14 protein-coding genes are annotated in these 13,241 nt (G+C 71.2%); 2 read left to right on the top strand and 12 right to left on the bottom strand.

Annotation, left to right across the window (positions count from 1 at the left end; genetic code table 11):
- Positions 1-6 precede the first annotated feature (6 nt).
- Both ACQEVC_RS25485 and ACQEVC_RS25480 read right to left on the bottom strand, forming a co-directional pair.
- Complete coding sequence (locus ACQEVC_RS25485; protein WP_432882002.1) at positions 7-987, bottom strand: choice-of-anchor M domain-containing protein; 981 nt, start codon at positions 985-987, stop codon at positions 7-9.
- Positions 988-1,019: 32 nt separating this feature from the next.
- Positions 1,020-2,588, bottom strand: coding sequence for an anchored repeat ABC transporter, substrate-binding protein (locus tag ACQEVC_RS25480; RefSeq protein ID WP_432882000.1), 1,569 nt, complete (start codon positions 2,586-2,588; stop codon positions 1,020-1,022).
- A 398-nt stretch (positions 2,589-2,986) separates the two neighbouring features.
- Between ACQEVC_RS25480 and ACQEVC_RS25475 the strand changes: the two genes are divergently transcribed.
- The gene (locus ACQEVC_RS25475; protein WP_432881997.1) at positions 2,987-3,379 is read left to right on the top strand and encodes an SCO5389 family protein; all 393 of its coding nucleotides are present in this window, start codon (positions 2,987-2,989) and stop codon (positions 3,377-3,379) included.
- Positions 3,369-4,469 (top strand): LLM class flavin-dependent oxidoreductase, encoded by a 1,101-nt coding sequence (locus ACQEVC_RS25470; RefSeq protein ID WP_432881995.1) that lies wholly within the window; start codon positions 3,369-3,371, stop codon positions 4,467-4,469. The genes ACQEVC_RS25475 and ACQEVC_RS25470 overlap by 11 nt, the downstream gene beginning before the upstream one ends.
- Positions 4,470-4,703: 234 nt before the next feature.
- Here the strand turns inward: ACQEVC_RS25470 and ACQEVC_RS25465 are convergent, their stop codons facing one another.
- The 10 genes from ACQEVC_RS25465 to ACQEVC_RS25420 all read right to left on the bottom strand — a co-directional run bounded on the left by ACQEVC_RS25465 (position 4,704) and on the right by ACQEVC_RS25420 (position 13,189).
- On the bottom strand, positions 4,704-5,348 hold the full coding sequence (locus ACQEVC_RS25465) for a choice-of-anchor M domain-containing protein (protein WP_432881992.1): 645 nt from the start codon (positions 5,346-5,348) through the stop codon (positions 4,704-4,706).
- Between the two features lie 31 nt (positions 5,349-5,379).
- The gene (locus ACQEVC_RS25460; RefSeq protein ID WP_432881990.1) at positions 5,380-6,045 is read right to left on the bottom strand and encodes a choice-of-anchor M domain-containing protein; all 666 of its coding nucleotides are present in this window, start codon (positions 6,043-6,045) and stop codon (positions 5,380-5,382) included.
- 186 nt (positions 6,046-6,231) lie between these two features.
- A complete protein-coding gene (locus ACQEVC_RS25455; protein WP_432881987.1) occupies positions 6,232-7,818 on the bottom strand; it encodes a TIGR03773 family transporter-associated surface protein in 1,587 nt (528 codons plus the stop codon).
- Between the two features lie 78 nt (positions 7,819-7,896).
- Positions 7,897-9,117, bottom strand: coding sequence for a WxL protein peptidoglycan domain-containing protein (locus ACQEVC_RS25450; RefSeq protein ID WP_432881984.1), 1,221 nt, complete (start codon positions 9,115-9,117; stop codon positions 7,897-7,899).
- Between the two features lie 181 nt (positions 9,118-9,298).
- The gene (locus ACQEVC_RS25445; protein WP_432881982.1) at positions 9,299-10,762 is read right to left on the bottom strand and encodes a choice-of-anchor M domain-containing protein; all 1,464 of its coding nucleotides are present in this window, start codon (positions 10,760-10,762) and stop codon (positions 9,299-9,301) included.
- Positions 10,763-10,866: 104 nt separating this feature from the next.
- Positions 10,867-11,172 (bottom strand): 30S ribosomal protein S14, encoded by a 306-nt coding sequence (gene rpsN / locus ACQEVC_RS25440; RefSeq protein WP_432881980.1) that lies wholly within the window; start codon positions 11,170-11,172, stop codon positions 10,867-10,869.
- Positions 11,172-11,339, bottom strand: a complete 168-nt coding sequence (gene rpmG / locus ACQEVC_RS25435) for a 50S ribosomal protein L33 (RefSeq protein WP_432881977.1) — start codon at positions 11,337-11,339, stop codon at positions 11,172-11,174. Before rpmG ends, rpsN begins: the two co-directional genes overlap by 1 nt.
- Positions 11,339-11,575 (bottom strand): 50S ribosomal protein L28, encoded by a 237-nt coding sequence (rpmB, locus tag ACQEVC_RS25430; RefSeq protein ID WP_432881975.1) that lies wholly within the window; start codon positions 11,573-11,575, stop codon positions 11,339-11,341. The genes rpmG and rpmB overlap by 1 nt, the downstream gene beginning before the upstream one ends.
- A gap of 99 nt (positions 11,576-11,674) precedes the next feature.
- Complete coding sequence (locus ACQEVC_RS25425; RefSeq protein WP_432881972.1) at positions 11,675-12,223, bottom strand: winged helix-turn-helix domain-containing protein; 549 nt, start codon at positions 12,221-12,223, stop codon at positions 11,675-11,677.
- A 129-nt stretch (positions 12,224-12,352) separates the two neighbouring features.
- On the bottom strand, positions 12,353-13,189 hold the full coding sequence (locus tag ACQEVC_RS25420) for a class I SAM-dependent methyltransferase (protein ID WP_432881969.1): 837 nt from the start codon (positions 13,187-13,189) through the stop codon (positions 12,353-12,355).
- Positions 13,190-13,241: the final 52 nt, after the last annotated feature.

The raw sequence follows: 13,241 nt of genomic DNA, 5'->3' as shown, positions 1-13,241 counted from the left end.
GCGCCCTCACGGCCGGCTCTCCGACGTCGGATCTCCGTCGGTCGGCGCTGCCGCTGCCCGTACGGCTCGCTCGCGCTCGGCGCGGCGCCTGGCACTGCCGCCGCGGACCTGCACCCAGACCAGGGCGACGACGAGCAGCACCGCGACCCCGGCGAGCAGGGCGATCAGGGCCGACCTGCCGCCGCCGGAGCGGTCCGGCGCAGCGGTGTCGCTGTCCGACGCCGGCTGGACCGCCGGCCCGGACGGGATGTCCGCACTCGCCGTGAACGCCTCGTCGGTGCTGGTCGCGTCGCCCACGGCGACCCGGAGCAGCCTGGTGTCCGAGACCTGCTCCCCGCTGGCCAGGTCTGCCGAGACCTGGATGGCCACCAGGTAGACACCCGGCCGGGTGAAGACCCAGTTGGCGTGGGTATGGGTGTTCACCTCCACCCACAGCGGCTGCGGTTTCGGCTCGGCGGAGCGCCACAACACCTGCGGCGCGGCGAAGTTGCCCGACTGGAGGTACACCGTCATCGCGCCCGGCCCGCGGACGCCGAGCAGCGTCAGCGTCACGCCACGGTCGATGTCCCGCATCACCCGGGGATCCTGGGTGTTCCAGCCGATCCAGACCACGTCCGGCTGTTGCGTCTGCGGCACCACGTGCACCCGTGCACCGGCCTCGACGTCGAGGAACGAGTACGCCGGATCGTCCGGAACGGTCTGGAGGGCGGCATCGGAGACGTGCAGTACGGTCTCGTCGGTGCTGCGCCACACCGGCCGTTCCGCGTCGTCGTGGACCAGCAGCGTCCACCGGTCGTCGACGTACCGGGGGCCGATGTCCACGTGCCCGGCCCTCAGCACTGCCCGATCGGTGGCGAGCGGCTGGTCCGGGGCGATCGACTGGTCCAGCCCCGGCGTGGGCTCCCTGGCCACCGCCGGTGTCACGGGCGCGATCAGCGCCAGCAGCGCGGCTGCCGCCGCACCGCACCGGACGGCGGCCCTCGCCATCCCGCGCCCGCTCGATCGCACCGGTGCGCCGATCACTGTCGCCTCCCGTTGTTCGGCCTGGTCAGGCAGTCTCGCAGCGATTCCGCGTTGAACCGCATCATCTGTACGTAGCTCCGGACGTCGCCGCCGAAGCCGTCCCCGTAGATCTCGCAGATCCGTAGGCTCTGCTCGCTGGCGACCTCGGTCAGCGTCGTCGAGCGGGCCGCCAGGTTGGGTTCCAGGAACACCGCGCGGATGTCCAGGTTGCGGATCGTCTCGGTGAGTCGGCGTCGGTCGGCGAGGCTGGGCTCGGTGGCCGGGTTCGGGGTGACGAATCCGGAGATCTGCACGTCGTAGGCGTCGCCCAGGTATCCGAACGCGTCGTGGGTGGTGACCAGGTGCCGCTGCGGCGGGGGTATCTGGGCGATGGTGTCCCGGACGTAGGTGTCGAGCCGCTCCAGTTCGGCGATGTAGTCCGTGGCATGTGCCCGGTATTCGCGGGCGCCGGCGGGGTCGATCCCGGTCAGGGTGTCCCGGATCAGCTCCACGTAGGCGATGGCGTTGCGGACGTTCTGCCACAGGTGCGGGTCGATCTCGCCGTGTACGTGCTTGCCGAGGACCGCCTGGGGTAGTTGGTGGACCTGGGTGCCGGGCCGGCCCAGGAACCGGAACTTGCGGTCGCCGGGCACCTCCAGCAACGCCTTGTTCGGTACCTCGATCACGGTCGTCGCCGGGTCGAACGCTCGCTGGTCGGCCTCGCCGCCGCCCTCCGGGTCGGCGAACAGGTACAGCCGTCTCTGGTCGAGGTCGACGGTGATATCGGCGTGCCCCGAGTTCAGCACCTCCGCACCGGCCATTCCCGGCACCGAGTGCGGGTCCACCCCGACGGCGAAGGTGAAGGTCTGCTCCCCGACCGGGACGGGTTTCGTCTCGGGCGTGACCGCGAGTTGGGCGCGCATGGTCAGCCGGTAGACGCCCGGCTTGGTGAACGCCCAGCTCATGTGGGTGTGCGCGTCCGGGGGAAGTCGGGCGGTGTCGTCCTTGAACCCGTTTGCCGGGTCGAACCCGTCGGCGGAGTTGACGTAGAACGACGGGTTGCCGAACGACTCGGTCAGGTAGGCCGTCATGGTGCCCGGTCCGGCGGCGCCCGTGGCGCTGAGCAGGATGTCCGAGGAACGGTTCGCACCATCGGCCGTACCGGTGCCCCGGACCCGCATGCCCAGCCAGATCGTGTCGAGCGAGACGTCCTCGACCAGCGGGATGATCTCGGCGGCGTACTTCACCGCCCCTTCGGCGAGGGAGATGTTCGGTACGCCTTTCCGGAGGTTGGCGTCCAGCGTTTTGATGATCGCGTGCTCTTCCAGCAGCAGGTAGTTGCTGAACGCCACGTCGGCGTAGACCACGTTGCGGACGTCGCGAAGCGAGGGCTCGTAGCTGTGCGGATCGGCACCGTCCGGCACCAGGGAGCCGACCGCGACCCGGTCACCGCCGACATGGCGTACCAGGTCCCGCAGGATGCCGGTGGTGGTGACGACCTGCACCCGCTCGTCGTGCCCGCTCAGCATCACGGTCGACCGGCAACCGCTGGCGAGGAGCGCCACGAGCACTGTCAGCGCGACCATTCGCCTCCGGTACCCGATCAGCGGCACGACCGCGCTGCGGGGAAGCCGCCTCACGGCAGGCATACGCACGACCCTCCCCACGTGTCACGGACCCTGCGTCTGTCGTCCCGGCCAGGTTGGAGACGAGTCGCTGTTCCCGGCTGCGGCGACCACCACGAACCGACAGCACGATACCATGAAAATGGGAACGGTTATCAACTTACTCTACGGTCCGCCTCCCGGAACCGGTCGGAGCCCGAGCGTCCAAACCGACGGGCCACCAACGTCCCGGGCACCGACCCGCGGGACCCGCTCATGGCACGTCCACAGCAGAATTACTCTTTCCGACCGTTGCGCACACACATCGTAAAGAAGAAAATGGGTGTCACGATCGTTTCGGTCAACGTCTGAGGAGGGCCATGTCTCTCGCTGTTCCCCCCGCCCTGTTGGAAGCCGCCGAACGAGGCCCGGTAGACGATGCGGAATTCGTCGCCTGCGTCCGCGACTCGCTGCCGTACGCATGGCAGACGGTCAGCCACGTCGTCGCCGACCTCAACGCCTCCGACGACGACTTCGCCGACAACGTCATCCCGCCACCAAGTGAGGCCGAGCGCGGACAACTGCTGCGCGCCCTGGCCAGTGACGCCATCCGAGCCGGGTTGGAGCAGCACTTCGGCGTCCGGCTCGCCTTCCAGAACTGCCACCGCGTGGCCGCGTTCCGTCCCGCCGCGGTCGACTCCGACGCCTACCGTCGCTTCGTGTCCGCCCGCGGCCAGCTCCTCAACCAGTCACCCGAACTGCGTGACTGCTGATCCGCCCGAGGCCGTCCGGCGGGCGGAGCAGGTGGCAGCGCACCTGTTCCTGCTCGCCGGGCAGCATCCCGGCACGACGGCAGCCGAGTCCCTGGCGGCGGCCCACCAGTACGGCCTGGCAGCGGAACGGTACGGCTACGCCGGGGTATGGATCGCCGAGCACCACTTCACCTCGTACGGCGTCTGCCCGTCCGCTCCCGCCTTCGCCGCGCACCTGCTCGGCGCCACTCGACGCGTGACGGTCGGCACCGCGGCCTGCATCCTGTCCAATCGCCACCCGGTGGCGCTGGCCGAGGAGGCGGTCCTGCTCGACGAGCTCTCCGGTGGACGGTTCGCCCTCGGCGTCGCCCGGGGCGGGCCATGGGTCGACCTGGAGGTCTTCGGCACCGGGCTGGACAGGTACACCGACGGCTTCGCCGAGTCGGTCGACCTGCTGACGCGCTGGCTCCAGGGCGACGAGTACGTGGCCGGCGGCGGCCGGTTCCCGTTCCGTACGGTCCGCGTGGTGCCCCGGCCGCGCAGACAGATCCCGGTCTGGATCGCCGCCACCTCCGTGCCGACCGTCGAGTTGGCCGCCGGGCGCGGGCTCCCGCTGCTGCTCGGCATGCACGCAACCAACGCGGAAAAGGCGGAACTGCTCGACCGGTACGCCCAGGTCGCGGCCGCGCACGGCCACCTGCCCGCGAGCGTCGCACACGCGAGCGCCCAGCTGGCCTACGTCGCCGACACCGACGCCGAGGCGGAGGCCGCCGTGCGCGCCGGGCTGCCGGGGCTGCTGTCCGGCACCGACGAGTACGTCCGCATCGACGGCTCGCGGTCGCCTCGGCCGGAGCGGAGCCGATATGTCGACACGCTCCTGGACATCCACCCGATCGGCAGCCCGGCCCGCTGCCGGCAGCGGCTCGCCGAGGCGGCGGCGGTTCCCGGCGTACGGCATCTGCTGTTGATGGTCGAGGCCGCCGGCGGTCGGCGGACCACCGTCGACAACATCGCCCGGCTCGCCTCCGAGGTGCTCGACCTGACCACCCCGGACCCACTGCCGGAGGACCCCGTCGACGGCCAGGTACACCATCCTCTCCCGACACGGTGACCGGGCCTGCCGATCGGGCCCCTGGTCCCAGCCGTCAGTTCGGCGACGAGCACGACGATCGTGCTCTCCCTGACCACCCAGGTGGCCGCCGCCACCGCCCGGACCACTTCCCGCCGCCCGTCGCCGATCTCGACCGACGGCACCGCCGACGGCCGGTGCGGCGCCCCGCCGGTTGTGGGACGCCGCACCGGCCGACCGTTTCCGACGGTGACCTGCCCGGTCCGGGCGCGCGGACTAGGCGAGGACCTCGAAGGTGAAGGTCTTCGATCCGGAGCTGACGGTGGCTCCGGTCGCCGCGAGCGTGCCGGTCACCTGGAAGGTGACGGCATAGGTACCCGCCGCGTCGAAGCCCCAGTTGACGTGGGCGTGGGAGTTGTAGTTGACGTTCAGGTTGTCCGGCAGACCGTTTCCGCTGTCGAACAGCACGCTCGGTGATCCCAGAGAGGTGGTGTAGATGCTGAATCCGGCGGGTCCGCTGACGCTGGTGAGCCGGAAGGTCACCCGGTTGTTCTGGAAGACCCCGCTGGGCACCTCGGTGGTGTTCCAACCGGCCCAGAGCAGTCCACTCGTGTTGGCCTGCGGGAGTATCCAGGCTTGCCCGCCGGTGCCGAGGAACGACCAGGCGGATCCGCCCGGCACGTTGACCTTCGCCGCCGGCGGCACCCGGAACACGACGTCGGCGGGGTCGCGTTCGACGTCGGTGGCCCCGGTCCCGTCGAGCACGTTGACCACCAGCGCGCCGGAGGCGTAGTCGACGTCGAGGACGTCGACATGGCCGCTGGTCAGCACGACCGGCGCCGCCTGGGCGGGCACCGCCGTCCCGCCGAGCAACGCGCCGGCCAGGATCAGACCGACCAGGCCCCCGCTACGCATACTCATTCGCTTGCCTCGCACAGGTCCTTCTCTCCGGTCAGGGCTTCACGACGAAGCGGAGGTTGACGGTTTCGGAACTGACCCGCTGGCCGGAGGCGGCGAGCGTGGCCGTCGCCTTCACCTTCACCGTGTAGGTCCCCGGCTGGTCGAAGGCCCAGTTGGCGTGCAGGTGGTCTGCGACGCTCAGGCCGATCGCGTCCGGAGTCCCGTCGCCGCTGTCGACCAGCACGTTCGGCTGCCCGACGGCGTTCTCGGTGTAGACGGCCAACTGGCCGGGCCCGACGACCCGTACCACGCTGAGCGTGACCGCGTCGCCGGAGAACACTCCGGTCTCCAACTCCTCAGTGGACAGACCGGGCCAGAGCAGGTTCTCGTCCTGCGCCTCGGGCAGGATCCAGACCGGGGCGCCGGGAGCACCGAGGAACCCGAACGCGGGATCGGCCGGGACGGTCGTCCCGGCCTCGCGCTTGACCTTGAACAGCACGTCGTCCGGCTCACGCTCGACGCCGGGCTCGACGGTCTCGTCGTGCACGCCGATCTCGAGGGCGCCGTCCTCGTACTCGACGTCGACCACGTCGACATGGCCGGCGGCGAGCATGACGCGGGACGCGGTGGCCACCTGAGCCTGGGCCGGCACCGCCGAGGCGACCAATGCGGCCCCGATGGTGCCCACCACGAGTAGACGGCGGGAGGTACTACGCACGGAGAACTCCTTTCCCCGCGATCCCCGACGGACCGCTTGTTGAAAACGATAGTCGTTTTTGGTTGCCCCGGGAAGTGGCGAGCGTGACAACAAACAGCGCCCGGGCTTCCCATCCGAACGGCAGATGGGAAGCCCGGGCGCTGAATGGCCACCGGTGCGACTCCGCGCCGCCGGTAGCACCGGCCGTTACGCGCCGTTCTCCTGAACGTGCCCAGGGCCGGTCGGGCGACGTCGTCTGGCCAGGTAGACCAGCAGCACCCCGACGGCCACCAGGAGCGCCCCACCGAAGCTGGCCGGAACCACCCACGATTCACCGGTACGGGGCAGCCCGCCGTTTCCGTTGCCCGAGCCGTTGCCGGACCCGTCACCGGATCCGCCGCCGCCGAAGCCGCTGTCCGGATCCGTGCTGTCGCCGACCGCGATCGTCAGGGTCTTGGTGTCGGTGACCGCCTTTCCGGCGTTGGTGGTGCCGCTCATCTGCACCTCCAGGCGGTACAGTCCCGGCTCGCTGAACCCCCAGTTGCCGTGCGCGTGGGTGTTGGGCGGGATGCTCAACTGCTGCGGCAGGCTCTCGGCCGAGTCGAACAGCACATCGGCGCTGCCGAACGAGCCGGTCAGGAAGAGCACGAATCTCCCGGGGCCGTCGACGCCCTTGAGGGTCCAGACCACGTTGCCCCGAACCGCCCCGACGACGGACTCGTGCTGGGTGTTCCAGCCGGGCCAGACGACCCCGGACTGCTGCGCCTGTGGCAACAGCCAGACCGTGTCCCCCTCCTTGCCCAGGAAGTCCGCCCCGGCCGGTACCGTGGTCTTGGCCTTGTCCTTGACATGCAGGACCACATCGGACAGCTCCCGCCAGACCGCCGGGCTGACCGTGTCGTCCTTGAGCCGGATCCTCCACGCGTCACCGGTCAACTGCGGCCCCATGTCGACGTGCCCGTCCGAGATGACCTTGCGAGTGCCGGTCGTCGCGGCCGCGACCTTCGGGGGCGGCGCCTGCGCGGGTGCCTTCAGCGCCGGTGGGTTGCCTCGGCGTGCCGCCGGTGCCTCCGCCATCGGCCGCGGCAGGGCCTTCGCCCCGCCGGCCGGGCCCGCCGGGGACGGCGGAGCCACCGACGGTCCCGGTGTGATCGGTGGGACGGTCACCTGGTAGGTCGCCTCGGTGCTCACCTCCTGGCCGGAGGGCAACGTCGCCGACGCGGCAAGGGTGACCCGGTAGTCGCCGGCGGCGTCGAACGCCCAGAGCACCGCCGGGGTCCGGGTCGCGGTGGGCAGCTCGACATGACCGGCGATGCCGGTGCCGAACAGCGGCGCGACCGCACCGAGGCCGGACAACCGGTAGGCGGTGAACCGGCCAGGACCGTCGGCGGCACGCAACGACACCGTGATCCTGTCCCCCCGCACCGCCCCCCGGCCCACGCCGGTGCTGTCGAAGCTGGGGAAGGCGGTGCCCACCGTGGCGAGCAGCCACACCGGCTGACCGGGCGCGCCGAGGAACGAGAAGCGGCTGTCGGCCGGCACCCGGCCGGCCACTCCGCCCTCCGGTCCCAGGACGACATCGGCCGGATCGTGTCCGGGGACTCCCCGGGCGATCTGGCTGGCGTCACGTATCCGCAGGGACAGTGTGCCGTCGACGAGTGAGACGGACATCAGGTCGGCGCCGCCGGCGCTGACCGGCACCGGGGCGGCCCGGGCCGGTGCGACCCCGACGACCAGCGCGAGTACGGCCGCCGCGAGGCCGGCGGCACCGGCGCGCAAACTGCGAATTCTCATCATCCTCCTTTGCTGGCATGCAGAATTCTCAAGATCACACCCCGGCCGGCGGGGCGGGGCGAAGACCGGATCGCGCGCTCATCTCTCGGGGTCCTCCGACGACTCCTCAGCGGAGCGGGTCGCACCGGGAGCGGCGCCGGGTGTCCGGCCGTTCAGTCGGTTCGGCGCCCCGTCGGCGGAGCTGTCCGCGGGTCCTTCCGCAGCCTCGATGCGTCCCTGTTCCCTGGCCGCGGCAACAGCTTGGGCAAGCTCTCGCGCCGTACGCTGCCGTCGGCGTCGGCGGAGCACCACCAGGGCCCAGCAGCCGACGATCGTCGCGACGGCGAGTAGCAGTTGGCTCCACGGCACAGCCCAGACCGCCCTGCTGTCGGCTACGGAGACCGGCGGCGGGTCGATCACCTGGCCGTCCACCGTCGCCGGGGTGACGGTGGTGGTGGCAGTCAGCCGGAACAGCGGCGGCACCCCGGACAGTTGGACGCTCACCCGTACCGCGTCGCCGGGCAGGATCTCCGGCAACGGGGCGCCGGTGGCGGTCCGGGCGGCGAGCCCGAACGGCCCGGTCGCCCGCAGCGCCGGCTGGCCGCCGAGCCGGACATTGCCCGTGTTCCGGAGCATGGCGCTCGCGGTCAGTTCGCCGCCGGCGATCGGGTTGTACGAGCCCCGATGCCGTACCCGGAAGTCTTCCAGGGCCAGCGCGGGTCGCAGCTCGCCGGTCACCCGGAGGTAGACGCGGGTGCCGACCCGGTGGTCGACCGAGACCTGGTTGCCCTGGGCGTCGGTGCCGGTGGCGGCGAGGGAGGCGACGATGCCGCCGGTGTGGTCGCCCGGCGTGGCGTTGGCCGGCACGGTCAGGGTGAACGGCAGGTCCATCCGGGAGGTCGCCGGGACCGTCAGCGTCCGGGTGGTGAGTCGGACCCAGGCGCCGACGTCGACCGGCTTCTCCTGGCCGGCGAGCAGGTCGAAGCCGCCCTGTCCGGTGGTGAAGGCGTCGCTGGCGTAGACGGTCAGGGTGAGCGGCTCGGCGGAGTGGTTGGTGACCGCGACGTAGTCGGTGACGCTGGCACCGGGGTCGAGCTTGTAGCGCAACGAGGCCCTGCCGTCCGGTCCCTTCGGACTCGACGGTGTCACGCCCCAGGTGAGCGGGGACCTGGCGGGCGGGGATGTGGTGCCGGCGGGACCGGTAGTGGCGGACGCGGCCGGGGTCGGCGCGGCGGGGGTCGGCGTCGGGGCGGTCACGGCCACGGGTGGGGCCAGGCCGATCAGGACGACGCCGACGGCGGTGACGGCTGGCAGTCGCATGGCGGGGTCGCGGGTTCCGTTCGTAGGTCTTTCGTGGGTCGTCGTCGCGACCGCGACCGAGGGGTGGACGAGCGTATGCAGACCGCTCGGCTCCACCCCTCGGCCGGGTCGCTACCCGGTGCAGGCGGTCCGGAGGAGCTTGATCGGGATCGAGCCGCCGCCCCGGGCAATCAGGTGACGGTCAGATCGCCGTCAGGGTGAGGGTCGAGGTGTACGTACCCGCGGCGGTTTCGGTCGGCAGACTCAGTTGCAGCTCGGCGGAGAGCTGTGCGGTACCCCGACCGGCCCCGTTCGGTGCCGAGCCGAGCACGCTGCTGGCAGCGAGCCCGCCCCCGGAGGCCGGGCCGACCGCCGGACCGGCGACCACACCCTGCCCGGTCCCCTGGCTGAGGATCCGCGGCGTCCAGCCGAGCCGGTCGGCGCCGAAGGTCGCCCCGTCCGGACCGGTGAAGTTCGCCGGTATCTGCCCGGAGACATTCCAACCCGGACCGCCGGTACGGGTGTCGGTGACAGTCACCGGCCGCAGTTCGCCGGTGCTCTCCCACCGGTCGCCAGCGGCGTTGAGCCGGGCCGGCGGCAGCACCACGGCCCGGTCGTCCGGGTCGACGCTGACCACCAGCCCGCCCTGGGTACCGTCGATCGAGGCGGTGATCGTCTGTGATGCGCCCGGGGTCGACGGCGCCGTGGCCACCCGCAAGGTGACCGGCGGGCTGCTGTCCACCACGTTGTGGTCGGAGTCGTAGAGCCGGACGAGGTACTGGCAGTCGTTGAGTTCGCGGGTCGCGGTGAACGAGTAGCCGGCACCGCCCTCGCCGGAGATCACCGTCCAGTCCTCGGCGCCCTGGCACCTGCTGAACCAGTGGTAGTGGTCCAGTTCGGACGGCGGCGTCTGTACGGCGGTCAGCGTCACCGTCTCGCCCGGCTGGTACTCCCCGGCGAGGCCGGTGATGCTCAGTTCGGTCTGCGGTGTCGGGTCCGGTAGCTCGCCCACCACGAACGAGTAGTCCACCGGTCCGGTGCTGACCGTGCCGCCGCCGGCCAACGTCGCGTCGGCCTGGAAGGTCAGGGTGTAGCTGCCGAGCGCGCTGAACGCCCAGTTCGCGTGCGCGTGGGTGTGTACCGGCACGTCGATCACGTCCGGCAGCCCGTCGTCGCTGCGGAACTTGACGATCGGCCCGCCGAACACGTCCTGGGTGAACACGTTCACCGCACCCGGCCCCTGTACGTCGAGCAGGCTCAGCCGCACCTGGTCGCCGGTGAAGACACCGGACGCGAGCGTCGTGGTGTTCCAGCCCGGCCAGAGCAGCTCCGGGTCCTGGGTCATCGGTAACAGCCAGATCGCCGTTCCCGCCGGCCCGAGGAAGGCGAACCGGTCGTCGTCCGGCACCGGTGCCTCCGCACCCGGCAACACCTGGAACGTGACGTCGGCCGGATCCCGGATCACCGACGGCTCGATCGTGTCGTCATTCACCTTCAACGACAGCGCGCCGTCCGCATAGTGCACGTCGACCGCGTCGGTATGCCCCTTCGCCAGCACCACCCTCTCCGCCGCGGAGGCGGCTGCCGGCGCCAGCAGCGTGCCGGCGATCACCGCCCCCACCGTGACCAGGACCCCGATCCCTCGGGGCCGCGATCTAACAATCATCATGCTCCTTTCCCGACAGCCGGGCGCTCCCGCGCACGGCAGCTCTTCGCCTCGGTTTGGGCCGCTCGGGCTCTTCCCCGGCACCTCCGCCGCTGGACTCGTTCTCACCAGGACGCCTTGCGGACGCCGGGCAGTTCGCCGCGCAGCGCCAGCTCCCGGAACCGGATCCGGGACAACCCGAACCGGCCGAACACGCCTCGGGGCCGTCCGTCGAGCTGGTCGCGGGAACGCAGCCGTACCGGACTGGAGTCCCGGGGCAGGGCGCTGAGCCGGCGCACCGCGTCGGCGCGTACTGCCGGCTCGGTTTGCGGGGCCGCGATGATCCGCTTCAGCTCGGCCCGGGGTTCGGCGTACCGGAGGACCAGATCCGCCCGGCGGGCCTGCCGGTTGACCAGGCTGCGCCGGGCCATCAGCGCTCCTCGCGGAAGTCGACGTGCCGGCGCAGTACCGGGTCGAACTTGCGCAGCACGAGCCGGTCCGGGTTGTTGCGACGGTTCTTCCGGGTGACGTACGTGTAGCCGGTGCCGCCGGTGCTGCGCAGCTTGACGATGGGCCGCAGGTCGGTACGGCGGGCCATCAGACCCGCACCCCTCGGGCCCGGAGCCCGGCAACCACTCGCGCGATCCCGTCGCGGTCCACCGTACGCATCGCCTTCGCGGTGAGGCGCAGGGTGACCCAGCGCCGTTCGGAGGCGAGCCAGTAGCGGTGGCGTTGCAGGTTGGGGTTCCAGCGGCGGCGGGTACGCCGGTGGGAGTGGGACACGGCGTTGCCGAAGCTCGGCTGCGCCCCGCTGACCTCACATCGTCTGGACACGGTTGCCTCCCTCAAGTTGGGAACTATAACGGGAATCGTTTTCGTTTCTGCATCATCTGTTCGGTTGAGGCGGCGCTGCCTCGGGCACCACCGCCACCGTCACGTCGTCACCCAGCCGGTAGCCGACGCCGCGCAGCTCGATTGAGGCGGTGCCACCTCGGGCACCACCGCCACCGTCACGTCGTCACCGAGCCGGTAGCCGACGCCGCGCAGCGTGGCGACCAGCGGAACTTCGAGCCCGACCTTGACCCGGAGTCGCCTGACGTGCACGTCGACGGTGCGTTGGCCGACATGCGCGTGACCCCACACCTGCTGCAGCAATTGCATCCGGGTGAAGACCCGGCGCGGATGTTGGGCCAGGTGCCGGAGGAGGTCGAACTCCCGGCGGGTGAGCGGGATCTCCCCCTCACCCCGTAGGACGGTCCGGGAGTCGAGCAGCATCCGGAACACCCACGGCTCCGGAACGGCCCTTGGCCGGGCGACCTGGGGCGCCCGGGCGAGTCGCGAGAACGATTCGACGAGCCGGGCGATGTCAGGGCCCACCGGCCCCTGCCCAGCAAGCAGCCGCACGGACACCACCAGCGCGGCGCCATCTGTCGGGTGCAGGGCATCCACTGTCGAGCCGGCGAACGGGTGCGAGGAAGTCACCTAAGCATAATGACAATCATTTTCAACTTTGTCGAGGGTCTTCGGACATGGACCGGGCGCACTGGAGGCCGGACCGCCCGCCGGACCAGCACGGATGGGGGAATCAGTCAATGACGCCCGGCGGTCCGGTCAACCTGGCGAGACCGCTACCGCGAACCGGACGGTGGTGGTGAACACGAGGTCGCCGTCCACCGCGCGGGCACCCTCCACCACCGGGGTCACCTCGGCGAACGCCTCCGGCAACCGTTGCGCCGGGATCTGCTCCAGCAGGCTGCGCGCGCCGTGCGACCACACCCAGGCCGACCAGTGCTCGACGTCCCGGAACCGGCTCTGGAACGCGGCCTCCGTGACGTCCACGTCCCGGTATCCCGCCTCCCGTAGCAGCGCTGCGGTCGAGTCCACGGTGGCGAACAGCGCATCCTGCTCCGCAGTCGGCGACCGCCGCCGATCGGCCGGCAGATAACCGGCCAACCCCCGCATCGCCTCGGTGAACCTCGGGTCCTGGCTGGCAAAAGTGGTCATGCCGATCCGGCCGCCCGGGCACAGCAACCGCCGGTATCCACGCAGCGCGGCGACCGGATCCGACAGGAGAAACACCACGAACCCACCGAGCACCACGTCGAACTCCCCCGACGGCAGCGGGGGTGACTCGGCATCGCCCAGTTCGACCTCGACCTGCGACAGTCCCGCCGCGCGGACCTCGGCCCGGGTCAACTCGACCATCGCCGGCGCCAGATCGATACCGACGACCCGACCGGCCACACCCACGGCGCGGGCCGCCGGCACCAGCACGGCACCCCGCCCGCAACCGACATCGAGCACCCGCTGGCCGGTCCGCACCCCGGCGCGGCGTACCAGTTCCACCCCCGGAGGACCGAAGAAGTCGACCCCGAGTTGGTCATAGGTCGCCGCCCCACGGTCGAAGGCCCCCACCAGGGCCGCCTTGCGCCGCGCCTCCTCGGTCATACCGCCTCCCCGACGTCACGGACCAGCCGGAGGTACCGCCGTCGTGGCCCCC

Source organism: Plantactinospora sp. CA-294935, assembly GCF_050936445.1.
Taxonomy (GTDB): domain Bacteria; phylum Actinomycetota; class Actinomycetes; order Mycobacteriales; family Micromonosporaceae; genus Plantactinospora.
Note: the sequence above shows the minus strand (reverse complement) of the source record. Positions and strands in the feature narration are given on the sequence as shown.

Bases quoted from the DNA above. Each gene is read 5' to 3' on its own strand.
- ACQEVC_RS25485 (WP_432882002.1), bottom strand. From the start codon at position 987: ATGGCGAGGGCCGCCGTCCGGTGCGGTGCGGCGGCAGCCGCGCTGCTG.
- ACQEVC_RS25445 (WP_432881982.1), bottom strand. From the start codon at position 10,762: ATGATTGTTAGATCGCGGCCCCGAGGGATCGGGGTCCTGGTCACGGTG.
- ACQEVC_RS25480 (WP_432882000.1), bottom strand. From the start codon at position 2,588: ATGGTCGCGCTGACAGTGCTCGTGGCGCTCCTCGCCAGCGGTTGCCGG.
- ACQEVC_RS25420 (WP_432881969.1), bottom strand. From the start codon at position 13,189: ATGACCGAGGAGGCGCGGCGCAAGGCGGCCCTGGTGGGGGCCTTCGAC.
- rpmG (WP_432881977.1), bottom strand. From the start codon at position 11,339: ATGGCCCGCCGTACCGACCTGCGGCCCATCGTCAAGCTGCGCAGCACC.
- ACQEVC_RS25450 (WP_432881984.1), bottom strand. From the start codon at position 9,117: ATGCGACTGCCAGCCGTCACCGCCGTCGGCGTCGTCCTGATCGGCCTG.
- ACQEVC_RS25475 (WP_432881997.1), top strand. From the start codon at position 2,987: ATGTCTCTCGCTGTTCCCCCCGCCCTGTTGGAAGCCGCCGAACGAGGC.
- ACQEVC_RS25465 (WP_432881992.1), bottom strand. From the start codon at position 5,348: ATGAGTATGCGTAGCGGGGGCCTGGTCGGTCTGATCCTGGCCGGCGCG.
- ACQEVC_RS25455 (WP_432881987.1), bottom strand. From the start codon at position 7,818: ATGAGAATTCGCAGTTTGCGCGCCGGTGCCGCCGGCCTCGCGGCGGCC.
- rpsN (WP_432881980.1), bottom strand. From the start codon at position 11,172: ATGGCCCGGCGCAGCCTGGTCAACCGGCAGGCCCGCCGGGCGGATCTG.